This is a genomic window from Cellulomonas rhizosphaerae (assembly GCF_003470205.1).
GTDB classification, from domain to species: domain Bacteria; phylum Actinomycetota; class Actinomycetes; order Actinomycetales; family Cellulomonadaceae; genus Cellulomonas; species Cellulomonas rhizosphaerae.
The window spans coordinates 48,159-71,679 of record NZ_QWKP01000216.1 but is presented as its reverse complement, the minus strand read 5'-3'; the positions used below and the strand labels follow the sequence as shown (position 1 = coordinate 71,679).

General features: G+C 73.2%; 24 protein-coding genes. 8 read left to right on the top strand and 16 right to left on the bottom strand.

What is annotated here, in order from left to right; all coding sequences use genetic code 11:
* Positions 1 to 227: 227 nt before the first annotated feature.
* The 7 genes from D1825_RS15020 to D1825_RS14990 form a co-directional block, all read right to left on the bottom strand.
* Positions 228 to 2,102 carry a carbohydrate-binding domain-containing protein gene (locus D1825_RS15020; RefSeq protein WP_118768219.1) on the bottom strand — a complete coding sequence of 625 codons (1,875 nt, stop codon included), beginning with the start codon at positions 2,100 to 2,102 and terminating at the stop codon, positions 228 to 230.
* A 17-nt stretch (positions 2,103 to 2,119) separates the two neighbouring features.
* Complete coding sequence (locus D1825_RS15015) at positions 2,120 to 2,881, bottom strand: polyphosphate polymerase domain-containing protein (RefSeq protein WP_325051493.1); 762 nt, start codon at positions 2,879 to 2,881, stop codon at positions 2,120 to 2,122.
* Positions 2,878 to 3,471 carry a DUF4956 domain-containing protein gene (locus D1825_RS15010; RefSeq protein WP_118768218.1) on the bottom strand — a complete coding sequence of 198 codons (594 nt, stop codon included), beginning with the start codon at positions 3,469 to 3,471 and terminating at the stop codon, positions 2,878 to 2,880. The genes D1825_RS15015 and D1825_RS15010 overlap by 4 nt, the downstream gene beginning before the upstream one ends.
* 39 nt (positions 3,472 to 3,510) lie before the next feature.
* Complete coding sequence (locus D1825_RS15005) at positions 3,511 to 4,581, bottom strand: bifunctional glycosyltransferase family 2/GtrA family protein (protein ID WP_118768217.1); 1,071 nt, start codon at positions 4,579 to 4,581, stop codon at positions 3,511 to 3,513.
* Entirely contained in the window at positions 4,578 to 5,561 is a 984-nt protein-coding gene (locus D1825_RS15000) for a phosphodiester glycosidase family protein (RefSeq protein WP_118768216.1), read from the bottom strand. The genes D1825_RS15005 and D1825_RS15000 overlap by 4 nt, the downstream gene beginning before the upstream one ends.
* Before the next feature lie 142 nt (positions 5,562 to 5,703).
* On the bottom strand, positions 5,704 to 6,576 hold the full coding sequence (locus D1825_RS14995) for an LLM class F420-dependent oxidoreductase (protein ID WP_118768215.1): 873 nt from the start codon (positions 6,574 to 6,576) through the stop codon (positions 5,704 to 5,706).
* Between the two features lie 2 nt (positions 6,577 to 6,578).
* On the bottom strand, positions 6,579 to 7,397 hold the full coding sequence (locus tag D1825_RS14990; protein WP_118768214.1) for an SDR family oxidoreductase: 819 nt from the start codon (positions 7,395 to 7,397) through the stop codon (positions 6,579 to 6,581).
* Positions 7,398 to 7,526: 129 nt separating this feature from the next.
* Between D1825_RS14990 and D1825_RS14985 the strand changes: the two genes are divergently transcribed.
* Positions 7,527 to 8,102 (top strand): TetR/AcrR family transcriptional regulator, encoded by a 576-nt coding sequence (locus D1825_RS14985; protein WP_118768213.1) that lies wholly within the window; start codon positions 7,527 to 7,529, stop codon positions 8,100 to 8,102.
* Between the two features lie 189 nt (positions 8,103 to 8,291).
* Here the strand turns inward: D1825_RS14985 and D1825_RS14980 are convergent, their stop codons facing one another.
* Positions 8,292 to 9,011 carry a copper homeostasis protein CutC gene (locus D1825_RS14980; protein ID WP_118768212.1) on the bottom strand — a complete coding sequence of 240 codons (720 nt, stop codon included), beginning with the start codon at positions 9,009 to 9,011 and terminating at the stop codon, positions 8,292 to 8,294.
* Positions 9,012 to 9,034: 23 nt separating this feature from the next.
* On the opposite strand from D1825_RS14980, the gene D1825_RS14975 reads away from it, so the two are divergent.
* Together D1825_RS14975 and D1825_RS14970 are read left to right on the top strand one after the other, a co-directional pair.
* A complete protein-coding gene (locus D1825_RS14975) occupies positions 9,035 to 9,382 on the top strand; it encodes an iron chaperone (protein WP_118768211.1) in 348 nt (115 codons plus the stop codon).
* Positions 9,383 to 9,437: 55 nt separating this feature from the next.
* On the top strand, positions 9,438 to 10,460 hold the full coding sequence (locus D1825_RS14970; RefSeq protein WP_118768210.1) for an LLM class flavin-dependent oxidoreductase: 1,023 nt from the start codon (positions 9,438 to 9,440) through the stop codon (positions 10,458 to 10,460).
* A 7-nt stretch (positions 10,461 to 10,467) separates the two neighbouring features.
* Here the strand turns inward: D1825_RS14970 and D1825_RS14965 are convergent, their stop codons facing one another.
* Entirely contained in the window at positions 10,468 to 11,472 is a 1,005-nt protein-coding gene (locus D1825_RS14965; protein ID WP_158580749.1) for a matrixin family metalloprotease, read from the bottom strand.
* 56 nt (positions 11,473 to 11,528) lie between these two features.
* Here D1825_RS14965 and D1825_RS14960 point away from each other — a divergent pair, with 56 nt between their 5' ends.
* Entirely contained in the window at positions 11,529 to 12,140 is a 612-nt protein-coding gene (locus D1825_RS14960; protein WP_118768226.1) for a hypothetical protein, read from the top strand.
* Here the strand turns inward: D1825_RS14960 and D1825_RS14955 are convergent.
* From D1825_RS14955 to D1825_RS14940, 4 genes are read right to left on the bottom strand one after another with little or no spacing between them, the layout of a single operon-like run.
* The gene (locus D1825_RS14955; RefSeq protein WP_118768208.1) at positions 12,137 to 12,952 is read right to left on the bottom strand and encodes a glycoside hydrolase family protein; all 816 of its coding nucleotides are present in this window, start codon (positions 12,950 to 12,952) and stop codon (positions 12,137 to 12,139) included. The genes D1825_RS14960 and D1825_RS14955 overlap by 4 nt on opposite strands.
* Positions 12,953 to 12,991: 39 nt before the next feature.
* Positions 12,992 to 14,086, bottom strand: coding sequence for a flavin-containing monooxygenase (locus D1825_RS14950; protein WP_118768207.1), 1,095 nt, complete (start codon positions 14,084 to 14,086; stop codon positions 12,992 to 12,994).
* Between the two features lie 10 nt (positions 14,087 to 14,096).
* The gene (rlmC, locus tag D1825_RS14945; protein WP_118768206.1) at positions 14,097 to 15,239 is read right to left on the bottom strand and encodes a 23S rRNA (uracil(747)-C(5))-methyltransferase RlmC; all 1,143 of its coding nucleotides are present in this window, start codon (positions 15,237 to 15,239) and stop codon (positions 14,097 to 14,099) included.
* Between the two features lie 18 nt (positions 15,240 to 15,257).
* Complete coding sequence (locus tag D1825_RS14940; protein ID WP_158580748.1) at positions 15,258 to 16,241, bottom strand: glycoside hydrolase family 6 protein; 984 nt, start codon at positions 16,239 to 16,241, stop codon at positions 15,258 to 15,260.
* A 152-nt stretch (positions 16,242 to 16,393) separates the two neighbouring features.
* On the opposite strand from D1825_RS14940, the gene D1825_RS14935 reads away from it, so the two are divergent.
* Entirely contained in the window at positions 16,394 to 18,034 is a 1,641-nt protein-coding gene (locus tag D1825_RS14935; RefSeq protein ID WP_118768204.1) for an endonuclease/exonuclease/phosphatase family protein, read from the top strand.
* Here D1825_RS14935 and D1825_RS14930 read toward each other — a convergent pair.
* Positions 18,027 to 19,322, bottom strand: a complete 1,296-nt coding sequence (locus D1825_RS14930; RefSeq protein ID WP_118768203.1) for an ATP-binding protein — start codon at positions 19,320 to 19,322, stop codon at positions 18,027 to 18,029. The two genes, D1825_RS14935 and D1825_RS14930, sit on opposite strands and share 8 nt — an antisense overlap.
* 3 nt (positions 19,323 to 19,325) lie before the next feature.
* Positions 19,326 to 19,979, bottom strand: coding sequence for a response regulator transcription factor (locus D1825_RS14925; protein ID WP_118768202.1), 654 nt, complete (start codon positions 19,977 to 19,979; stop codon positions 19,326 to 19,328).
* An 83-nt stretch (positions 19,980 to 20,062) separates the two neighbouring features.
* On the opposite strand from D1825_RS14925, the gene D1825_RS14920 reads away from it, so the two are divergent.
* From D1825_RS14920 to D1825_RS14910, 3 genes are read left to right on the top strand one after another with little or no spacing between them, the layout of a single operon-like run.
* Entirely contained in the window at positions 20,063 to 21,250 is a 1,188-nt protein-coding gene (locus D1825_RS14920) for a LolA family protein (protein WP_118768225.1), read from the top strand.
* Positions 21,247 to 22,221: an ABC transporter ATP-binding protein gene (locus D1825_RS14915; RefSeq protein ID WP_118768201.1), complete on the top strand. Its 975-nt coding sequence runs from the start codon at positions 21,247 to 21,249 to the stop codon at positions 22,219 to 22,221. The genes D1825_RS14920 and D1825_RS14915 overlap by 4 nt, the downstream gene beginning before the upstream one ends.
* Positions 22,208 to 23,062: an ABC transporter permease gene (locus tag D1825_RS14910; protein WP_118768200.1), complete on the top strand. Its 855-nt coding sequence runs from the start codon at positions 22,208 to 22,210 to the stop codon at positions 23,060 to 23,062. Before D1825_RS14915 ends, D1825_RS14910 begins: the two co-directional genes overlap by 14 nt.
* On the opposite strand, the gene D1825_RS14905 is transcribed toward D1825_RS14910, so the two are convergent.
* Positions 23,059 to 23,514 (bottom strand): hypothetical protein, encoded by a 456-nt coding sequence (locus D1825_RS14905; RefSeq protein WP_118768199.1) that lies wholly within the window; start codon positions 23,512 to 23,514, stop codon positions 23,059 to 23,061. The genes D1825_RS14910 and D1825_RS14905 overlap by 4 nt on opposite strands.
* Between the last annotated feature and the right edge of the window lie 7 nt (positions 23,515 to 23,521).

The window sequence follows — 23,521 nt, the reverse complement described above, 5'->3', positions numbered from 1 at the left end:
GGCTCCCGCCCGGTCCGCTCCCACTCCGTTGCTGGGTGCGCGTGGGTGTGCGGCACGCCGCGCAGGATGCGGCGTGCCGCACACCCACCGGCTCACCGCCACGCATCTGCGCAGAAGCGTGGGCAGCCGCGCCGATGGATGCAGGGGTGGTTGCACGGCACGCCGTGCGCGGGGACTGCCGCGCACGGCGTGTCGTTCAACGAAGGCTGCAACCACGGTGGAGCGGGCTACGGCTGGGCCGGAGGCTGGCCGCCGTCGCCGGGCTGGCCACCGTCACCACCGCGGCCGCCGCCGCGGCCGCCTCCGCCCATCCCGCCGCCCATGCCCTCCTGGGCCTCGCCGGCGGTGCCGGTCCCCGCGGAGGTCGCCCCTGAGGCCGAGCCGTCGTGGGTCAGGCCGCCCACCGTGTCCGTCCCCGCCCCCGCAGAGCCGCCGACGCTCGCGGTGTAGGCGGCGCCGGAGACCACGTCGGGCGAGGAGTAGACCACCGACGCGTACTGCTTGGTGGCCGTGAACGAGGCGAGCACGGTGCCGTCGGCGTCGAGGACGTGGACCACGCCCGGCTGCTGCGCCGCGGAGAGCGTGATGCCGACGAACGACTGCGAGGAGTCCGCGGACGGGGTCTGCGCCATGCCCGACGAGCCCACCGCGAGCAGCTCGCCGCCCGAGATCTCGAACGTGCCGTTGTAGTCGAGCGCGCCGTTGCCGTCGTTCGTCGGCCCGGACACGACGACCGTGCCGCCGCTCATCGTGATGGACCCGTTGGAGTCGAGCCCGTCGCCCTCGGCGTCGACCACGAGCGCGCCGCCGGTGATGGTCAGCAGCACGTCGGCATCGGCCGACATCTCCCCGCCGCCCCCGGCCGCCGCCGTGTCATCCGCGGAGCCCGCGGATGCGTTGACCCCGTCGTCGCTCGTCGTGACCGAGGTCGACCCGCCGGACACGGTGATGAGCGGCGCCTCGAGCCCCTCGTTCGCCGTCGGGACGTCGACCGTGCCGCCTGAGATCTGCAGCGCGCCGTCGGCGTGGATGCCGTCGTCACCCGTCGCCAGGGTGACGATGCCGTCGGTGATCGACGCGACGCCGCCCGAGTGGATCGCGTCGTCGGCCGCATCCGCGGAGACGGTGCCGCCGCCGATGACGACCACGGCGTCCGCGACGATCCCCTTGGGCGAGGCGTCGTCGGCCACGGCCGTCTCGTGCCCGCCACCCGTGGTGATCGTGAGCGTGCCGCCCGCGACGACCGCGTCGGTCGCGGCGGAGAGCCCGTCGTCGCCCGCGGTGAGCGTCACGTCGCCGTCCGCGACCTCGATGTAGCCGAGCGCGGTGTCGTCGGCGTTGTCGGACTTGAGGGCGTCGCCCCCGGCGGTGACCGCGAGCGTGCCGCCGTTCACCACGAGGTAGTCCTTGCCGCGGATGCCGTCGTCGGCCGCGGTCACCGTGATCGTGCCCGACTCGATGACGAGGCCGTCCTTCGAGGTGATCCCGTCGTTGGCGTTGCCCTCGACGTCGAGCGTGCCGGTCCCGGTGATCGTCAGGTCCGCGCTGCTGAACAGGGCCGCGTTGGGCTCGTCGGTCTCGGCGTCGGGGTACACGTACTCGGCGGCGTCCGACAGGTGGTTCGTCGACCCGGCCGCCAGCTCGACGACGACGTCGCCCGCGTCGGTGACCCGCAGCGGAGACGTGGTCGACCTCGACACGTCGGCGCCGTCGAGGATCAGGTGAACGGTGCCGTCGTCGGGGCTGTCGACGACGATCGAGCCGTCGGTCAGCGTGCCGCTGATCCGGTACGTGCCGGCCGCCGTGATGGTCACGACCGACCCGTCGGCGCTCGCGCCGTCCCCGGACACCGTCGCGGAGGTCCCGGACAGCGCGACCGTGGTCTCCGACGAGGCGGACTCCCCGGCGGTGCGCGGAGCGGTGTTCTCCGCCATGACGGACGCGACGGTGACGTCGGCGTCGGACGAGGTCGCTGTGGTCGTCGTGGTCGACGTCGTGCCGGAGTCGGTGGTGCCGGTCGCGGCCGGGTCGGCCGAGCAGCCGGCCAGCAGGGCGGCGACCAGCGCGACCGGTGCGATCACGCGTGCAGTGAGGCGTCTCATGGTGGTGCTCCGTTCAGTCAGCCCACGTGCCGGTCGAGGACGCGGCGCCATGGGGTCGAGGGCAGTTCGGGGTGCAGGACGGCCATGCCGGTGCCGTACTTGGAGATGCGGACGGGTCGGTGCCCGTGCCGCCACAGCAGCCGGTCGGTCGACGAGGGCGTCGAGCCGGTCTTGGTCTCGACGACGGCCAGCCCGACGAGCGCGCGTTCGCGGCCGGTCGCGGCGTCGGTCCACACCAGGTCGGTGTCGATCGTCGTGCGGCTGTCGGGGCCGGGCGTCGCGGAGGGGACGTGCAGCGTCACGCGGTCGTACGAGCTGAGCAGCGTCGGACCCATCGGGCCGTCGAGGCCGCCGATCCGGGCGTCGTCGAGCGCGTCGCTCGTGAACCGCAAAGCCGGGTCGTCGAGCTCGGTCCGGCCAGCCGCCTCGTGCGGGAGTCGGGTCTTGACGGTCGCGCCGCGCGGGCCGCGCGTCTTGACCTCGACCCAGCACACGTCGGAGTCGACGTAGGTGCGTGTGCGGACCTTGAACCGGTTGCGCCGACGACGGGCCGCGCCGAGGTAGCTCGTCAGGCCGGGGGTGTCGAAGTAGACCGACTCGTAGGCGAACACCCGCTCGCCGTCGATCTCGAGCGTGCGGACCGCGGGGTCGAGCGCGTCGAGGAGCACCGGCAGCGCGCTCGTCGGGACCAGGTACTTGCGGTCGATGCGGGTCTGCAGCGAGGCCGAGGCCTCGAGCTCGCCGAGCGTGATCGGGGCGAGGTCGGCGAGCACGGTCACCGGGTCACCTGCTCCCACGCGGCGGACTCCGCGGCGACCTGCGCCGGGCGGCCGGACTCGTAGCGGACCGTGACCGTGGTCGTGTCGTTCACCAGGTCGAGCCGCTGCACGGACACCTGGTGCACGTGGCACCCGAGCAGCCGCTCGAGGTGCGCCACGAGGGCGACCTCGTCGACGATCGCCCGGTCGACGACCATCGTCTGCTGCCGGTAGCGCGACATGAGGCGCGGGCTGTCGGCCAGCGCGAGGACCAGCACGACGAGCACCATGAGGCCGATGCTCATCGCGAGCGGCGCGACGCCGAGCCCGCCGATCAGGCCCAGGGCCAGCGCCGCGAAGTAGTAGGCCACCTCGTGCTGCGTCAGCTCCGTGGAGCGCAGGCGGATGATCGACAGGACGCCGAACAGGCCGAGCCCGAGACCCGCGCCCACGGTGCTCTGCGCGAGCACGCCGGCCACGGCCAGGACACCGACGTTGACGCCGAGGTAGGCGACCACGAGGTCGCGGCGACGGTGGCGCGGCAGGTAGACCGCGAAGGTCAGGATGCTGATCGCCACCAGGTCGGCGGCGTAGAGGACGTACGGGGACATGGGGGGACCCTTTCGACGGAAGTTCTCGTTGGTTGCTATTCAGTCGGTCGACGCTGAGCGGTCGCTGTGCGCCCGCTGAGCCAGGGGTACGGATGTCGGCGCCGCACGGCCGGCGAACACGGCGGTGCGCTGGACCTGGAAGCCGACGACGAACAGCGCGAGGTCGGTGACGACCTTCGCGACGAGGAGCGAAATACCGGCCGCAGTGAGCGTCCAGAGCGAGCCGTACCCGGCCGCCATGAGCACGGCCGCGAGCAGCCAGTACGCGACCGCCTCGCGTCGGACCGGGTGCCGCGTCCGCCGGCGGAACACCCAGAAACGGTTCACGACGAAGTTCACGGCCGAGCTGACGACGCGCGCACCCAGCACCGAGACGAGCAGCGATCCCGTCGCCGTCATCAGCAGGACGAGCGCCGCGGCGTCGACCACGAACGCGAGCAGCGACGAGGCCGTGAAGCGCAGCAGGGGCGCGTAGATCCGCGCCGAGTCGACCAGCGGCCGGAAGTGCGAGGAGGAGTTCCCGTCGAGGTAGACGGTCGCGATCGTGACCTCCTCGACGGGCAGCCCCTCCTGTGCGGCCCGGAGCAGCACCACGAGCTCGTACTCGAACCGCTCCCCGCGCACGCCCAGCAGCCACGGCAGCATGTGCGCCGGGTAGGCACGCAAGCCGGTCTGGGTGTCCTGCACGGCGCACCCGGTCCCGGCGCGGAACGCCAGCCGCGTGCACGCGTTGCCGAACCTGCTGCGCAGCGGCACGTCGCCGGTGAGCTGCCGAGCACCGAGCACGACCGCGGTGCCGCCGGCTCGCGCGTGCTCGGCGACCGCGAGGATGTCGGCCGGCGTGTGCTGGCCGTCGCAGTCCGCGCAGACCACGCCGTGCCCGGGGAACGCGCGGGCCACGTGCTCGAAGCCCGTCTTGAGCGCGCGGCCCTTGCCGCGGTTGGTCGCGTGGGTCAGCACCGTGGCGCCCTCGTCGGCCGCGGCAGCGAACACCGCGGCGTACGCCGGCCCGCTCCCGTCGTCGACGACCACCACCGGGCGACCGCGCAGGGCCCGCACCAACGCTACGAGCCGCTCGTCGGGCTCGAAGGCCGGGACCAGGACGATCACGACGACACCGCGGACGAGAGCCCGCCGACGTAGAGGATGTCCGAGGTCCCGCGCTCCTGGCCCTTGCCGAGCGGGTCGTTCACGAGCTCGCCGTCGAACACCATCGTCGAGGAGCCGCCCCCGTCGATGTTGTAGGCGGTCGTCGCGCCCAGGCCCTGCATGATCTCGGCGAGGCCGGTCATCGTGACGCCCGCGCTGTAGCCCGTGCTGCGGCCGTCGACGACGACGAACACGAGGTGGTTGTCGTCGATCACGCCGACGGCGGTGCGCGGCTGCTCGCCCTGGATCGAGTGGTTGCCGAAGTTGGTGTCGACCTCGACGTCGTCGATCCCGGCGGCGATCTGGCCGTCGTCGAGCAGCGAGGGGCCGAAGCTCAGCGTGTTCCACACGCCCGCGTCGAGGAGCTCCTGGGCTGTCGTCGACGTCTCGTCGTACACCTCGACGTGCCCGTCGCGGTAGAACGCCAGGCCCTCGCGGGCGCCCTCGTCGCGGAACACCACGCCGTTGCGGATGACGATGCCGGTGTCGCGGAAGCCGTAGTAGTCGCCGTTGATCGCGAAGACCGCGTCGTTGTCGGCCGCCATGTCGGAGGTGTCCTCGACGATGTTCGTGCCGAACTCGTTGTTCGCGAACGCCGAGCGCAGGGTGGTCGCGTCGCTGAGGGTGACATCGGCGACGTAGTACGTGACGGTTGCGTCGCCGGAGCCGGTGACGACCTTCCTGATCGAGATGTCGGTGCCGTCGGACGCGTAGCTCGTCGACGTGACCGTGCCGCTCGCGGCAGTCGTCGGTGCGCTCGTCGTGCCGGACTGCGCGGCGACGTACGAGTCGACGTCGGAGATCGCGACGTGGTCGACGACGAACCGGTCGAGCGCCCAGGCCGCCGTCCCGCCGACGGCGAGCAGCAGGCTGAGCGACCCGGCGAGGACGGCGCGCCGCACACGGCGCCTGCGCTTCGGGAGTGGTGTCGAGGTGTTCATGCCGCAGTTCTACGAACCGGGCATAGCGCTCCCGTCAGGCCCCGCTGTGAGCGCCCTGAGCATGCGACGGGCCCGTCACCTGGTGGTGACGGGCCCGCTCGAAGACTTCGTCACTCCATGCGTGACGAAGTCTTCGACGTCCTCAGAGGTCGGCGACGCGCGCGACCGCCGGGGCGACCTTGTCGCGGAGCCAGGCGGACGGGGCGGTCTCCGGGGCGCGGAGGATGACCGTCTCGACGCCGAGGCCGGCGTACGGCCGCATCTCGTCGACGAAGCCGTCGACGTCGCCGGTCAGCAGCTGGTCGCCCCCGGCCAGGATCGTCACGCGGATCTCGGCCGGGTCACGGCCGACGTCCTCGCAGTGCCCGCGCAGGACCTCGAGCTTGTGCTTCGTCTCGTCGGGCGAGGCCGCGAACAGGTTGCACGCGTCGGCGTACTGCGCGACGAGCCGCAGCGTCTTGCGCTCCCCCGACCCGCCGACCATGATCTCCGGCTTGCTCAGGGGCAGCGGCGAGCACAGCGTCTCGGCGAGCTGGTAGTGCGTGCCCTGGTACGGGCCGTTCTGAGCCGGGTCCCACATCTGGTGCAGGATCTGCAGCGCCTCCTCGAGGCGCTCGAAACGCTCCTTGAGCGGCGGGAACGGCACCCCGAACGCGGCGTGCTCGCGGTCGTACCAGGCCGCGCCGATGCCCATTGTCGCGCGCCCGCCGGACAGCACGTCGAGCGTCGCGCCGATCTTGGCGAGCAGGCCCGGGTAGCGGTAGGTCACGCCCGTGACCAGGACACCCAGTTGGGCGGTCTCGGTCACGCCGGCCAGGTAGCCGAGGGTCGTGTACGCCTCCAGCATGGGGTCCTCGGCCGGGAAGCCCGCCCGCTCCATCTGGAAGTAGTGGTCCATGACTGACAGCCACGCGACGCCGGCCTCGTCGGCCGCCTCGCCAGTCGCCTTGAGCTCAGACCGCAGCTGGGCCGGCGGGACCGAGTCGAACCGGTAGAGGTGTGCTCCGACGCGCATGATCAGCCCTGCGCGATCCGGGAGACGTGCTCCCACTCGCGCCACGTCTCGAGCCGGCGGCCGTAGTCGGCCTCCGCGATCGCGATCGGGGCGGTGCCGAAGAACACGCGCAGCGGCGGGTGCTCGGCGTCGACGATCCGCAGCACGGCGGCGGCGCTGGCCTGCGGGTCGCCGGGGTTCGCCGTGCGCGCGGCACGGCCCTCGGCGGCCTGGGCGTGGAAGTCGGCGTACGCCGGGTTCGGGGTCGCGTGCTTGGCCGACGCTCCGCCCCAGTCCGTCGAGAAGCCGCCGGGCTCGATGAGCGTCACGTGGATGCCGAAGCCGGCGACCTCCTGCGCGAGCGCCTGGCTGAAGCCCTCGAGCGCCCACTTCGACGCGTTGTAGATGCCGATGTTGGGGAACGCGCTGATGCCGCCGATCGACGACACCTGCAGGATGTGGCCGCCGCCCTGCTCGCGCAGCAGCGGCAGCGCCGCCTGCGTGACCCACAGCGCGCCGAACACGTTCGTCTCGATCTGGTCGCGCGCCTCGGCCTCGGACAGCTCCTCGATCAGGCCGAACTGGCCGTAGCCCGCGTTGTTCACGACGACGTCGAGGCGGCCGAGGTGCGTGTGGGCCTGTTGGACCGCCGCGAAGTCGGCGTCCCGGTCGGTGACGTCGAGCTGGATCGGCAGGATCGCGTCGCCGTACTTCTGGACGAGGTCGTCGAGCGTGCTGGTGTCGCGGGCGGTGGCCGCGACACGGTCGCCGCGGTCGAGTGCGGCCAGCGTCCACTCGCGGCCGAAGCCGCGGGACGCGCCGGTGATGAACCAGGTCTTCATGGGGTCTCTTCCCGGTGTGCGGGTGTGGGGGCGCCCTGGGCTACCCTCGTAAACGGAAGCGGTTCCGGTTACCGCTTCACAGTAAGCGGAGGTTCCTCCGGATGGCAACCGATCGCAACAGGAGGTGAGATGGGCAGCCCGCTGAGGGCCGACGCGGCCCGCAACCGCGAGAAGCTCCTCGTCGCCGCCATCGACGCCTTCGGGTCGGACGGCGCCGACGTGCCGCTCGAGACCATCGCCGCGCGCGCAGGGGTCGGGGTCGGCACGCTGTACCGCCACTTCGCCAACCGCGACGCGCTCGTCGAGGCCGCCTACCGCCAGGAGGTCGGCGCGCTGTGCGACGCGGCACCCGACCTGCTCGAGCGCCACGACCACGCGGTGGACGCCCTGCGGGAGTGGAGCGTGCGCTTCGTGCACTACGTCGCCACCAAGCGCGGCATGGGCGCGGCCCTGCGCTCGGCCGCGGGCAGCGACGCGATGTTGTTCAGCGAGACGCGCGAGCGCATCGTCGGCGCGCTCGCGCTCCTGCTCGCCGCCGGCGCGGCCGACGGGTCGACGCGCCCCGACGCCGACCCGGACGACCTGTGGCTCGCGATGGGCGGGGTGTGGAACATCCCGCTCGGCGACGCGTGGGAGGGGCAGGTCCGCCGCCTGCTCGACCTCGTGATCGACGGCCTGCGCTACGGCGCGCGCACCCCGGCCTGACCTCCCGCAGCCTCGCCGGGCCGCTACCCCGCGTCCGCCAGCCGCCGGCCCCGATGGCGTACCCGCCCGCGGCACTCGTCCGCCATCCGGCCCGAGGTAGCCGCACCTGGTGCGCAGGTGGACTCCTGAGGCACGGGCGAGCCCCAGCAGTTCACTCGAGCCACAGGTGCGGCTACCTCGGGCTAGGGGTCAGTGCCCGGCGACGTGCGAGCGGGCGAGCTCCACGAGCGCGCGGGCGCGAGCCGGGTCGGTGACCTGGTGAGCGCCGTACGCGCCGGCCTCAGCGCTCGGGTCGAACACGCGCGCACCCGCCGAGAAGTGCACCGCGTCGACACCGGCCTCGAGCACGCTGACGAGGTTCGCCTCGGTCACGCCGCCGCCGGCCATCACCTGCACGCGCCGGCCGGGCCGCGCGGACAGGGCGCGCAGCGCGGGCAGCCCCGCGGTGACGTCCGTGCCGCCCGCCGTGAGCACGCGCGTGACGCCGGCGTCGGCCAGCACGTCGAGGACGTCGGGGTCCGTCACCGCATCGACCGCGCGGTGGAACGTGAGCGGGACTCCCCCGGCCGCCTCGCGCAGCGCCGCGAGCGCCGCGAGGTCGACGCCGCCGTCGCGCAGCACGCCGACGACGACCCCGTCGACGCCGAGATCGACGAGCCGCCGGACGTCGGCGACCATCACGGCCACCTCGTCGTCGTCGTAGGTGAACCCGCCGGCCCGCGCCCGGATGATCGGGTGCACCCCGAGCCCGGACCCGGCCGCGAGCGCGACCGCCGCGGCAGCGAGGGACAGCGAGGGGGTCACGCCGCCGACCTCCAGCGCACCGCACAGCTCGACCCGGTCCATCCCCAGGTCGAGGGCGACGCGGAGGCCCGCGAGGTCGGTCACGGCCAGCTCGAGCGCAGTCACGGCCCCGACTCTAGAGTGCCCTCATGCCCGACACCGTGGACGAGTACATCGCCGGCTTCGAACCCGACGTGCAGGAGATCCTGCAGAACGTCCGGCTCGCCATCCACCGCGGCGTGCCGGGCGCCGACGAGAAGATCCGCTACGGCATGGCCGCCGTGATGCTGGGCGGCCGCTACGCGATCCACATCGGCGGCTGGAAGAAGCACGTGGGCCTCTACCCCGTGCCGCGCTTCGAGGGTCCCCTCGAGGACGCGATCGCGCCGTACCGGTCCGAGAAGGACTCGGTCACCTTCCAGTACGCCGACGAGGTCCCCTACGACCTGATCCAGCAGGTCGCCGAGGCGATCGCGGCGCAGCGCTCGCCCGTGTGACGTCCGCCGCCGGTCCCGCCGGAATGCCTGGCCGCGGCCGCCGGTTGCCGAGAGCGTGCCCGCACTCTCGGTCCTCGACCTCATCCCCGTCCGCACCGACCAGACCACGGGCGACGCGCTCGCCGCGACCCTGTCGTTGGCCCGTACCGCCGACGAGCTGGGCCTGACCCGCTACTGGCTCGCCGAGCACCACAACATGCCGGCGGTGGCCTCGACCAACCCGCCGATCCTCATGGCGATGGTGGCCGCGGCGACGCAGCGGATCCGCGTCGGCTCGGGCGGTGTGATGCTCCCCAACCACTCCCCCCTGGTCATCGCCGAGCAGGTCGCACTGCTCGAGGCCGCCCACCCCGGCCGCATCGACGTCGGCCTGGGCCGCGCGCCCGGCTCCGACCCGGTGACCGGCCACCTGCTGCGCCGCGGCGCGACGACCGACGGCGTGGACACCTTCCCCGACGACGTCGCCACGCTCGGCTCGCTGCTGCGCCCGAACGGCGTGCAGGTGGCCGTCGGCGCGCGCACCTACGACCTGCGTGCCACGCCCCAGGCCACGAGCGCCGCGCAGGTCTGGCTGCTCGGCTCGTCGATGTACTCGGCGCAGCTCGCCGGCGAGCTCGGCCTGCCCTACGTGTTCGCGCACCACTTCGCGGGCCGCGGCACCAACGAGGCCATCGCGCTGTACCGCCGCACGTTCGTCCCGTCCGACGAGCTTCCCGAGCCCCGGACCATCGCGGTCGCCAACGTCGTGGTCGCGCAGGACGCCGCCGAGGCCGCGCGCCTGGCCCTGCCGAACGCGCGCTCGATGTGGCGGCTGCGCTCGGGGCAGACGCTGTCCCCGCAGGAACTCGTCGAGGACGCGGAGGAGGCCGCCCCGACCCCGCCGATGGACGAGCTGACCCACTCGTGGATCGTCGGCGACCCGGAGCACGCCGCCGCCGAGGTCACGCGCCTGGCCGAGCGGCTCGGCACCGACGAGCTCATGGTCAGCCCGATCGCCGGCGCGCACCGCGGCTCGCCCGCGGACCGTTCGCCCGCGCGCGAGGAGACCCTGCGCCTGCTGGCCGCCGCGCTGGGCTAGAGGTGGCCTAGAGACCTGGGGCGCAGGGACCCGCGCCGAGCAGCGCGAGCCCGGCCCGGTCCCCGTCCTGGTAGTCGCGCACGTCGTTCGTCGTGGGGAACATGATCTGCGCGTCGTCCGTCACGTGCTGGAGCCCGATGACGTGGCCGAGCTCGTGCCGCAGCACGGGGACGTAGGCGGGCTCTGTGCCCGCGTCGGGCTCGTCGAGCTGGGTCACGTCGAGCTGGACCGAGCCCGAGACGTAGCTCTGGGTACCCGTGGTCGGGTCCGCGACGAAGGCCGGGCCGCCCACGCCGGCGACGTCGCCCGCGAGCTCGGGGTTGTCGAGCTCGTCGGCGAACTGGACGAGCACGGGCGCCCACTGGTCGCCGTACCTCTGCGGCAGGTAGCTCGCGCGCCGCGCGACCGGCGGCTCGTCGCTCAGCCCGTCGAAGACGAAGTCGAGACCCGTCGCGGCGCTGACCTCCTCGACCACGGCGCCGACCGTCGGGATGAAGTCGTCCGGCGCTCGGTCGACGTTGATCACGAAGTGGATCGGGCGGCAGGGCGACCAGGTGACGGGGACCTGCTCGCCGGTGTCCGCCGCCTGCGTCGCGACGAAGGCGTAGGACGTGCTCGCGGGCACCTCGGGCGGCGTCCCCAGCGGCGCGGCCGCCTCTCCAAGCCCGACCGGGGGCCGCGACGGGTCGTCGACGACGACGTCCTCGCCTCGCAACGACGCCCACGCACCCGCAAGCCCACCCGGCTGGTCGTCGACCCATGCGAGAGACGCGGCGAGCGTGGTCGCGACGACGAGGACGGCGATCAGGACCGTGACGCGGTTGCTCGGCCCGGCGGCGCGACGCGCTGCACGCCGGGCACGCCTCGCGGCGCGGCGGCTGCCACGCGCCTCGGGGTACGCGACGTCGGTGCGCCATGCCGGCGACTCGACCGTCCGGCCCGCGGCCTCGTCGAGCACCCACTGCGGGATGCGGCCCGAGGGCGAGCGCGGCAGGTCGTCGGGCGAGGTCACGGCCGTTGCATCGGCAGGTGGAGCCCGCCGGATGAGCGCGGTGCCACACTCGGACCGTGACCGATCCCCGCGCGCGTGCGGCGGCGAACAACGCCGCGTGGTGCGACGCCGTGTGCCGCGCCGCCGGGCTGGCACCTGAGGCCGACGACGGTCTGTGGTGGTCGTCGGCCCGCACGCCGCCGGGCTACCCGGACGCGATCACGCTGCGTCCCGGGATCGACGCGGCGACCCTGCTCGCGCGGATGGACGGCTCCCCCGGCGCCTCGGTCAAGGACTCGTTCGCCGACCTCGACCTCGTCACCCACGGCTACACGGTCCTGTTCGACGCGACGTGGATCGGCCACCCCGGGAGCACGCGAGATCCCGTGCGCCGTTGGGAGCCGGGCCGGCTCGACGCCGCGACCGGCACCGGCGAGGACGTGCGCGTCCTGGAGACGACCGACGGCGTCGCCGGCCGGGTGGCGTTCAACCTCAGCGCGGCCGAGATCGGCGTCTCGAACGTCGCCGTCGACGACGGCGACCCGGCCGACCTCTGGCGCGACCTCCCCGGGCTGGCCCACCAGTCCTTCGGCGCGCTCCCGCTCGTCGGCTACGAGATCGACCCGACCGCCGCCCTGGCCGCGGGGTTCAGCCCGATCGGGCCGCTGCGGGTCTGGCTCCGCGGCTAGGTCCCGACGGCTCGGTAGGCACGGCCCGCCGCGGTCGGCGAGTCCCCGTCCCGGTACAGCCCGTTCGGGTAGCCCTTCGCCGGCAGCCCGAAGTAGGCGTACCGCTTCACGTACGACAGCTTCTCCATCATCGTCGTCGCGCCCTGGATGAACGCCACGAGCTGCTTGCTGGACGGGTACGTGGCCTTCGCGCCGAACCGGATGAGGCTGAACTCGGTGACCCAGATCGGCTTCTTGTACTTCTTGTGGACCGCCACGATGTACGCCTTGAGCTGCTTGACCGAGGCCGACGAGAAGTCCGAGCCGTACCAGTGCAGCGTGATGAAGTCGACGCGCAGGTGCTTGGCCTTGGCGCCCTTCATGAACCGGTCGAGCCAGCCGCCGGACCGGTCGGCCCCCCAGGCGACCGCCGGGCTGCCGAGCGTCCGCCCGGTCGCCTGCAGCCGGGGCCACAGGGCCAGGGCGCGCGCGACGCTCAGGTTCGCCTGCTCCGCGAGGTCCGGCTCGTTGAAGCCGAGGACCACCGTCGACTTCTTGGCCGCCGCGAGGTTCGCCTTCGTCACCGAGCCGGCGCCCCAGATCATCGGCACGAAGGTCGCACCCTTCGGCCCCTTCATCCCGGTGTTCGAGGGCGACCAGGTGTAGTACCAGCTGGCGCCGACGTCCTCGAGCGCCGCCTTGAGCCCCGGCATCTGCCACGTCGCCACGCCCTTCTTGGCGCTGTGGTGCGTGGCGGCCGACGCCTGCGCGGCGGGCGCGCCGACGAGGGCGACGAGCAGGAGAGCGATCACGAGTCCGCGACGTGCAGGCATGGTGCGGAGTCTGGTGGGCGCCCGCCCGCCGGGCAAGGGTCAGACGACGGCGCGCGCGATCCGCTCGGCGTCGATGCGCAGCTCGCGGAACATCCCGCTGATCGGGTTGGTGTAGCCGGTGAAGTACAGCCCCGGCCGCGCGGGCCGCGGACCGTGGGTGAGCGGGACGCCGGTCGCGTCCAGCACGCCGAGGTGCCCGACGAGCGGCTCGAGCCCACGCCGGTAACCCGTCGCCGCGAGCAGCACGTCGGGGCTGACGCGCGAGCCGTCGGCCAGGAGCACGTCGGGGCCGTCGACGCCGACGACCGCCGCGACCGGCGTCACGGCGCCCGACTGGACGGCCGCGATGAGCCCCACGTCCTGGACGGGCACGGAGCCCTGCTGCACGCGCGAGTACAGCCCGGTCGTCGGCCGCGGCAGCCCGTACGACGAGAGGTCCGGCACCTCGACGCGCGCCACGGCGCCCGCGATCTTGTCGACGAGCGGCACGGGCAGGTGCCGCACGAGGATCCCCGTGCCCTGCGCGGGCCACCCGAGGTTGGACCGGCGCACGATGTGCGGGGGCGTGCGGACCGCGAGCCGCACGCGCGACGCGCCGCCCTCGGCCAGGTCGACGGCGAGCTCCGCGCCGGTGTTGCCCACGCCGACGACGAGCACGTCCCGCCCGACGAAGGGCGCGGGGTTCCGGTAGCGCGACGCGTGCAGCACCTCGCCCGTGAACGTCTCGATGCCGGGCCACGCGGGCGGTACCGGCGTGTGGTTGTAGCCGGTCGCGACCACGACGTTGCGCGCGCGCAGCTCGCCCGCCGAGGTCGTCAGCACCCACCCGGCGCCGTCGGCGTCCGCGCGCTCGACCGCGACACCCGTCCGCACGTCGAGGTCGGCGGCGTACGCCTCGAGGTAGGCGACCACGTCGTCGCGCGCCACCCACCGCCCGTAGCGGCGCGGGATGACCGTACCGGGCAGGCTCGACCAGCGGCGCGTGGTGTGCAGGTGCAGGCGGTCGTAGTGACCGCGCCAGGACGCCGCGACGTCGTCGGCTCGCTCGAGGACGGTCGCCTCGACGCCGCGGGCGCGCAGCGCTGCCGCGACGGCGAGACCTGCGGGGCCGGCGCCGATGACCAGGGTGCTCATGGGGGCTGTTCTACCGTGCGGACGCGCCCGCGCGCGACGGCCGTTCGAGCATGGTGATGACCTCGTAGTGCGTCGTCTGGGGGAACATGTCGAGCAGGCGCGCGCGGGTGGGCCGCAGGGAGGGCATCGCCGCGAGGTCGCGGGCCAGCGACTCGGCGTTGCAGCTCGAGTACAGGACGTGCCGGACGCCCGAGCGCTCGAGCCACGCGGCGAGGTCGTGGCCGATCCCGCGCCGCGGCGGGTTGACGATGACCATCTCGGGCGGCGCGTCGGCGCCCAGGGCGAACGCGGTCGCGTCCCCGGCCGCGAAGCGGACCCGGGACAGCCCCAGCTCGTCGCGCGAGGTCGTCGCGCTCACGATCGCCTCCTCGCTCACCTCGATGCCCGTCACGTCGCGGTCCGACGCTGCACCCCTGCCGGCGCAGTGCAGCGCGAACCCGCCCACCCCGCAGTACAGGTCCCACAGCGAGGCAGGTCCCACCTCCGTGACCCACTCGACCGCCTGCCGGTAGAGCGCGGCGGCGACCTCGGTGTTCGTCTGGAAGAACGACTGCGGGCGCAGGTGCAGGTCGATCCCGTTGACCCGCATCGGCAGCGTCTGACGCTGCGTCAGCGGGATCTCCAGCGAGCCCTCGAGGACCGCCTTGTGCTCCGGGAGGATGTTCGCCGAGACGACCGCGACGTCGCCCAGCGCGGGCAGGTGCTTGCGGATGCGCGCCACCGACTCCTGCGAGCGCAGCACGAACCGGACCATGAGCTCGCCGTCGGGCGAGAGCGTGACCAGCACGTTCTTGAGCTCGCCCGTGCGGTCGGGCACGGAGTACGGGGTCAGCCCGGCCGTCGTCACGAACGCCTCGAGCGTCGGGAAGACGCGGCTCAGCTCAGGCGCGTACAGGCCACAACCCTGCAGGTCGACGCCCACGCCGGCGCGGTCCAGGATCCCCAGGGTCGGTCGTTGCACGGTCCCGCCGACGACCATCTTGGCCTTGTTGCGGAACCCGCTCTCGGGCCCGACGACGGGCGGCAGCCAGTCCACGTCGGCGGCGAGCAACGAGCGGACGTGCCGCTCCTTGTCAGCGACCTGGACGCCGTGCGGCTGCCCCATGAGCGTGCACGAGCGGCACGAACCCGCGTCGTAGTAGGAGCACTGCACCCCCGGAGTCTAGGAGCGTCAGCCCTTGCGGTACTTCACCAGGTCGAGCGCGTACGCCTGCCACCACTGGCCGGCACCGGGCCCGCCGTTGCACGCACCGTCCGACTCGCCGGGGCGCTTGACCCATAGGTAGCCGTCCAGCGCGCCCTTGCTCGTCGAGAGGCTGGGCTTCGCGCCGAGGCCCTGCTTCGGCGGGTTGCACCACTGCCCGTTCGCGGTCGCCCGGCCGTTGCGCGAGGTGTCGATGACGTAGTGGCGGTGCGCGGCGGTGATGCCCTTGGCCTTGAGCGACGCCCCGACCTTGGTCGCGTACCGCTTCTCGGCGGAGGTCGCGTTGAAGTTGGAGACGTTGGTGAAGAAGCCCCGCGCATAGCGGACGCCGGCAGCCTTGAGGCGGGTCGCGGTGTCCGCCGGCGTGCGCCAGTTCGAGTGACCCGCGTCGAGGTAGACCCACGCGCCCGTCGCGGCGAGCGTCTTGGCCGCGTAGGTGATCAGGGCGCTGCGCGACGACCCCGCGCAGTCCATCATCAGCGAGTCGGGCTCGAGCGCGACGAGCGCGCGGCTCCTGCCCTTGACCGCGCCGTCCTTGAGACCTGCGGCGACGCCCTTGATCCATGTCTTGTACGAGCCCGCCGCCAGCCCGCCGGCGGACTGCCCGCCGCAGTCGCGGCCGGGCACGGCGTAGACCACGACGAGCGGCGTGCGCTTGGCCTTCGCGGCCGCCTTGACGTAGGCCCGCACGTCGGCACGGGTCTGCTTGGCGCCCGCCCAGTCACCGATCCACTTGCCCTGCGCGGTCTTCGAGATGACCTCGAGCTTCTTCGCCGTCGCGACCTTCCCGGCCTTGCGCGCCGCCTTGGCCGCCGCGTACGCGGAGCCGGCGGGCTCGACGTAGAGCTTCTGCGTCAGGCGCGGGTCGACCGTCGCCGCCTGCGCGGGGGCGCCGACGACGAGGACGAACGCGGCAGCCAGCAGGAGGGCGGCGAGACGGCGTGGGTTCACGTTGGCGATCGTAGGGGCGTGCGGCGACAAGCTGAAGAGCGTCGCCTGATCAGCCGATCAGAGTGGAGTCAGCCACACGACCGGGACCTCCCGTCGCCCCGACGTACCATCGAAGTTCACCCCCGAATTCACCCGAAAGAGGACTTCTCCGGATGAGCCGCTCAGCGCTACGCCTCGTGACGATCGCCATCGTCGCCGTCCTCGCTCTCGTCGGCCTCGTGCCGGCGATCGCCGAGGCGGCCACGCCGGCGCCGACGTCCGTGGTGGTGGTGCCCGGCAACAAGCAGATCAGCGTGGGCTGGAAGGCCGTCAAGGGCGCGAAGAAGTACACCGTCCAGATCTCGCGCTCGAAGTCGTTCGCGAGGTCGAAGACGCGGACGATCAGGACGACGAAGACCGTGCTGACCTCGGAGTCGCTGGCGCTGCGCACCACCTACTGGGTGCGCGCGAAGGCCGCAGGCGGCAGCTGGAGCACGAAGGTCTCGACCGTTCCGACCACGAACTCGCCCCGCTACAAGACCGGCGTGACGGTCGCGGCCGCGGGCACGAACAAGGTGAAGGTGAGCTGGCCCAAGTATGTCGCCGGCACCTCGCTCAAGGTCGTCGCGTCGTGGAACAACGACAACGTCTACACAGCCGGGAAGACGACCGTCGGCGCCGTGAACCCGAGCAAGGTGTGGATCACGAGCGTGCCGGTCGCGCGCACGTCGGTCACGCTCACAGTCCCCGCCAAGTGGCGGGCACTGATGGGCTCGACGGGCACTGAACCGGTCTACGTGCACCTGTACGCGAGGAACGGCTCGAAGACCGCGCACTCGGTCACGGCGTTCGGGTACCCGAGCGCGCCGGCCCTGCAGGGCTCGGCCAAGGACGCGATCACCTTCGCCACGTGGAACATCGCGAGCTCGACAGCAACGGCCGACGTGAAGGGCCGGAGCTGGGACCAGCGCAAGGCCGCGGTGAAGAACGGCCTCCTCAAGGCGGACGCGTCCGTCGTGGCCGTGCAGGAGGCCGCCTCCTCCCTCTCGGCCGGCCAGCAGTTCCAGGAGCTCACGAGGATGCTCTCCGGCACGTATCGCAGCGCCGTGGGCGTGGACAAGCTCCGCGTGAGCACGGACCAGATCAACGCCGCCAAGCGCCTCGGCGCCAACGGCGTCTCGCGCTCGGACCACATCCTCTACAAGCCCGCCGACGTCACCGTGCTGTCCGCAGGCGTGCACTCGACGTTCGCGGTCTCCGGTGGCGTGACCTGGGACCGCAGCAAGTTCGACCGTGACTTCACGTGGGCGCTCATGCGCTCCAAGGCCACCGCCGCGAAGTTCTACGTGGTCTCGACGCACCTCGAGCAGGGCACGAGCGCGACGCTGCAGACGATGCGCAAGGCGGCCATGTCCGGCGTGCGGACGTTCATCGAGGGCAAGGCCAAGGCCGCCGGCCTGTCCGGCGCCCCGATCGTGCTCATGGGCGACCTCAACTCGGACTCGCGCTGGACGAGCGGCCCCCAGGTCGCCCTGGTGAAGGCCGGGTACGCGAGCGCGACGGCCGCGCAGCGCACGGTCAAGCGGTCGGACACGACGTCCAACTCGCACTACGCGAGCAAGGACGGCGGTTTCCCCGCCAAGCCGTACAACTACAAGTACACGGGTACGAGGATCGACTACATCTTCGTCAAGAACGGCGGCGGGGTCTCGACCTTCGTGAACCAGATGATCCTCACATCGTCGGGCCGCTTCGACGAGCGCTACCGCGGCTCGGACCACAACCTGCAGTGGGCGCGGATCCGCATCAGCTGAGCGTCAGGACCGCGCGCAGCCCGCCCAGCGGCGAGTCCGCCAGCGTCACGTCGCCGCCCTGATCGCGCGCGATCTCCCGGGCGATGGCCAGCCCGAGGCCGCTGCCGCCCGCCTCGCGCTCGCGCGCCTCGTCGAGCCTGACGAACCGCTCGAACACCCGCTCACGGTCGGCCGCGGCCACGCCCGAGCCGTCGTCGTCCACCGTCACCGACCCGGGGGCAACGGTCACGAGGACGCGCGACGAGGCGTGCCGGGTCGCGTTGTCGACGAGGTTGCGCAGCACGCGCCCGACGGCGTCGGCGTCCACGACTGCCGACCCCGAGCCGACCACCTCGACGGCCCCGACGGACGCCGCGAGCGCCGCCAGGTCGACCGTCGAGCGCCCGTGCGACGCCGAGCCGACGCGGGCCAGCAGCAGCAGGTCGTCGACGAGCGCCTGCATCCGCGCCAGGTCGCCGTCCAGGTCCGCGGCGAGCTCGTCGGGCGCGTAGGAGCCGGGGTGCGCCCGGGCCACGTCCACCGCAGCGCGCAACGAGGCGATCGGCGAGCGCAGCTCGTGCGCGGCGTCGGCCACGAAGGTCCGCTGCCGCGCGGCGGCCGTCTCCAGCCGGTCGAGCATCTCGTTCAGGGTGCGAGCCAGCGCGCCGAGCTCGTCGTCGGCCGCCGGGACCGGCAGCGAGCCCGGCCCGCCGCTCACCGCGACCTGCGCCGCGGCCCGCCGCAGCTGCTCCACGGGCGTCAGCGCGCGCCCGAGCGCGAACCAGATGGCGGCCGCGAGCAGCGCGGTCAGCAGGGGGACCACGACGAGCAGCGCGACGGTGAGCGCGCGGAGCAGGCTGCGCACCTCGCCCAGCGGCACGGTCGCGACGACGGTCGCGGGCTCGCCCTGCCAGGTCGTCGTGCGGACCGCCACGCGCGCCTGCTCGTCGTACGCGCTGTCGCTCGTGCTCCCCACCCAGGGCGAGCGACGACCCAGGTCGGCGACCACGTCGGCAGGCAGCACCGGCAGCGTACGGCTCGCCGAGGTGGACGACGCCAGGACGTGCCCGGAGGCGTCGAGCAGCTGCACGATCTCGCCCGGCTGCTCGACGGGCAGGGCGGCCGGCAACCGGTCGTCGGCCGCGAGCGCCGCGACCGTCGAGGCCCGTGGGGTCACCACGTCGTCGAGCGCCGCGATCCGGCTGCGGGACAGGACGGTCGTCAGAGCGACGGCGCCGACGACGAGCGCGACGCACAGCAGCGCCGCGGTGACGACCGTGAGCCGCGCGCGCAGCGACCAGCGCCCCACGCGCTACCCCGCCACGCGGTAGCCCGCACCGCGCACGGTGGCCACCGCGTCACGTCCGAGCTTGCGTCGCAGGTAGCCGACGTAGACCTCCACGACGTTGACGTCCTCGCCCGTGCCGTCCCACACGTGGTCGCGCAGCTCGACCTTGCCGACCACGCGGTCCGTGTGCCGCATGAGGTACTCGAGCAGGGCGAGCTCGCGCGCGGTCAGGGCGACCGGCTCGCCGGCCCGTGTCAGCGTGCGTGCGGCCGGGTCGAGCACCAGGTCGCGCACCTCGAGCACGGGGGCGGTCACGCGCGCGGGCCGGCGCAGCAGGGCGCGCAGCCGGGCGACGAGCACGACGAACGAGAACGGCTTGGTCAGGTAGTCGTCCGCCCCCACGTCGAGGCCGTCGGCCACGTCGTACTCGCCGTCCTTGGCGCTGAGCATGAGCACGGGCGTCGTGATCGCGCGGGCGCGCAGCTCGGTGACGACGTCGTAGCCGTTGCGGCGCGGCAGCATGATGTCGAGCACGATCGCGTCGTACTCGTGGTCGGTCGCCATCTCGAGGCCGCGCTCGCCGTCGTGCGCCAGGTCCACCGCGAAGCCCTCCGCGGTCAGCCCGCGCTGCAGGGCGCGCGCGAGCCCGCGCTCGTCGTCGACCACCAGGACCCGCATACGGGCAGCATGTCACCGCCCGCGCATCACGGCGCGCACCGCCTCTCAGGTTCCCCACAGGGCTCGCGGCGCAGGGTGTGGTCATGAGCAACCTGTCGCCCCGGGCCCGCTGGGCCGTTCCCGCCGTCGTCGGCGTGGTGGTCGCCGCCGCGTTCGTCGCTCCCCCGCTGGTCGCCTCGGCCAGCAGCGACGACCTGCCCACCCTCACGCCGCAGCAGCTCGTGACCGCGGTCGCGGACGCGAAGGACCAGCCGCTGTCCGGCACGGTCGTCTACACCGCACGCCTCGGCCTGCCCTCGCTGCCGCTCGGCGACATGGCCGGCGCGTCGCCGGTCAACCTCCTGGACGGCAGCTCGACCATGCGGGTCTGGACCGACGGCGTCGACCGCTCGCGGGCCTCCCTGCTGGGCGCCACCTCCGAGTACTCGGTGGTCCGCGACGGCTCGCAGGCCTGGACGTACTCGAGCACCGACGACGCGGTCGTCCACTACGCGCTCCCCGCGAAGGACCAGGCGCGCTACGACGCCCTCGCGCAGGACCCGACCGTCGAGGGCGACCTGCCGACCCCCGCGGCCGCGGCCACCTCGGTGCTGGGCCTGGTCGAGCAGTTCTCCACCGTGAGCCTCGACGCGCAGTCGACCGTCGCCGGGCGCGACGCGTACAACCTGGTCGTGACTCCGAAGAGCACCACGACCCTCGTCGGGCACGTCGTCATCTCGGTCGACGCGAAGACGAGCACGCCGCTGCGCGTGCAGGTCTGGGACCGCGACTCGACGGCCCCCGCGCTCGAGGTCGGCTTCACGGACGTCCGCTTCGCGACCCCGTCGGCCTCGGTCCTCTCGTTCAGCGCGCCCGCCGGCGCGAGCACCAAGGACGTCACCGTCCCGCTGCCCGCCGCCACGGACCGCCCCGCGGCGGGGATCCCCGAGGGCACCACGGTCACCGGCACCGGCTGGGACACGGTCGTGCAGGCGAGCGGCGTGGACGTCGCGGGCCTGCTGGCCGGCGACACCGACGCCCTGGCCTCGGTCCCGGGCAGCCAGCCGGCCATCGGCTCCAAGAGCGGCCAGAAGCTGCTCGACGAGTTCGGCGCCGACGGCAGCGGCAAGGTCCGCGACCTCGACCTGGGCACCCTGTTCGACACGATCACGACGAAGGTCCCCGAGGGTCGGCTCATCGAGACCAGGCTCGCCAGCGTGCTCGTGACCGACGACGGCCGCGTGCTGGTCGGCGCGGTGCCCGGAGCGACGCTGCAGGCTGACGCGCGATGACGGCTCCGGCCACGGTCGTCCCGGCGGTGACATCCCCAGTCACCGCCGGGACCGCGGTACGCACGCAGGGGCTGACGAAGCGGTTCCGGTCCGGGCAGGTCGCGGTCGACGGCATCGACCTGCTCGTCCCGCGCGGCGCGGTCTACGGCTTCCTCGGCCCGAACGGGTCGGGGAAGACGACGACGATCCGCATGATCCTGGGCCTCGTGCGCCCGACGAGCGGCCAGGCGTGGCTGCTCGACTCCCCGAACCCGGCCGACGTGCTGCCGCGGGTCGGCGCGCTCGTGGAGGGACCGGGCTTCCACCCGTACCTCACGGGCCGCGCCAACCTCGCCCGGCTCGACGCGGCCGACCAGACCTCGGACGCCCGTACCGCCGACCGGCGGGCGTCCGAGGCCCTCGAGAGGGTCGGCCTGCTGGCCGCCGAGGGCAAGCCCTACCGGCAGTACTCGCTCGGCATGAAGCAGCGCCTCGGCCTCGCCGCGGCGCTGCTGCGTCGCCGGGACCTGCTGGTGCTCGACGAGCCGACCAACGGCCTCGACCCGCAGGGCACCCGCGAGGTGCGGCTGCTCATCCGCGAGCTCGCCCAGGCCGGGACCACGGTGCTGGTCAGCTCGCACCTGCTCGGCGAGATCGAGCAGGTCTGCACCCACATCGGGATCATGAGCCGCGGACGCCTGCTCCTGCAGGGCCCGCGCGACGTGATCGACTCCCGCGGCGTCGCGCGCGTCGCGGTGACCGTCGCCCCGGGGCACGTCGCGACCGCAGCGGGCGTGCTCCGGGTGCTGGGCCTCGACGTGAGCATCGAGGAGCTGACGCTCGGCGCGGAGCTCGGCACGCTCGCGCCCGCCCGCATCCCCGAGGCCCTCGTGCACGCGGGCGTCGACGTGACCGGCTTCGAGGTCCGTCGCCCGAGCCTCGAGCAGGTCTTCGTCGAGCTGACCGGGGAGGGCTTCGATGTCGCTCGCTGAGGCACCCGCGCAGTCGACTGCCGCCGCGTACTGGCGACTGCAGCGCTCCGAGCTCCGGCTCGTGCTGGGCCGACGACGCAACCTCGTGCTCCTGCTCGGGCTCGCGGCCGTGCCGCTGCTGCTCGGGCTCGTCCTGTTCTTCACGCAGGACACCGCGCTGGACGGTCAGGGTCCCGCGTTCCTCGGCCGCGTGACGGGCAACGGCCTGTTCCTCGTGGTCGCGTCCGTGTTCCTGTGCCTGCCGTTCCTGCTCCCGCTGACGATCGGCATCGCGTCCGGCGACGCGATCGCGGGCGAGGCCTCGGCCGGCACGCTGCGGTACCTGCTGACCGTGCCGGTGGGTCGTACGCGGCTCCTGCTGGTCAAGGCGGTCGGCGCGCTCGCGTTCGCCGCGGCAGCCGTCGCGTCCATCGCCGTCGTCGGGCTGATCGCAGGTGCCGCGCTGTTCGGGGTGCACGACGTGACGCTGCTCTCCGGCGACACCGTGTCCCTGGGTGCGGGTGCGCTGCGCGTCCTGGCCGTGGTCGTCTACGTCGGGCTGTCGCTGACCGGCCTCGTCGCCGTCGGGCTGTTCTTCTCGACGCTCACCGAGGTGCCCGTCGGCGCGATGGCTGCGACCGTCGTCGTCGCGATCGTCTCGGGCGTGCTCGACACCATCCCGGCCCTGTCCGCGATCCATCCCGCGCTGCTCACGCACCACTGGCTCGACTTCGCGGAGTTCCTGCGGATCGAGCCGGACTGGGGCGTGATCGGCGGCGGGCTCGCGGTGCAGGCCGCGTGGGTCGCGATCTTCGGGGCGCTCGCCTGGAGCCGGTTCACGACCGCGGACGTGACGAGCTAGCTGGTCGTCACCGAGCCGCGCGCGCCGACCGCGGTGCGCGCGGCCGCGGCGATCGTCTCGATCCCCGCCTTGCCCAGGTCGGTGATCGTGCTGCGCAGCGCCTCGATGATCTCGCCGAGGATGCCCTTCGGCTCCTTGACGTCGACCGTGACGGTGCCGTCGGCGACGAGGATCACGACGAGGCCGTAGATCAGCTCAGGGTCCCGCCGGAAGGCAGGTTCGCCGCCGCGCAGGTCGATGACCTGACCACCGCGGCGCTGGTCGAGCAGGTGCTTGACCAGGGCGACCCCCGCGATCCCCCCGAAGATCAGCAGGGTCACCGTGGTGATCGGCTCAAAGCCCTGCTGCTCGACGGACACCACCTCGAGCCCTTCCTCGGCCGCCCACCGCTGGACGTCGGCCACCTCGGTCGGGTCGAGCACGAGCTCGGCCTCACCCTGTTCCTGGTCCATCGCTCCC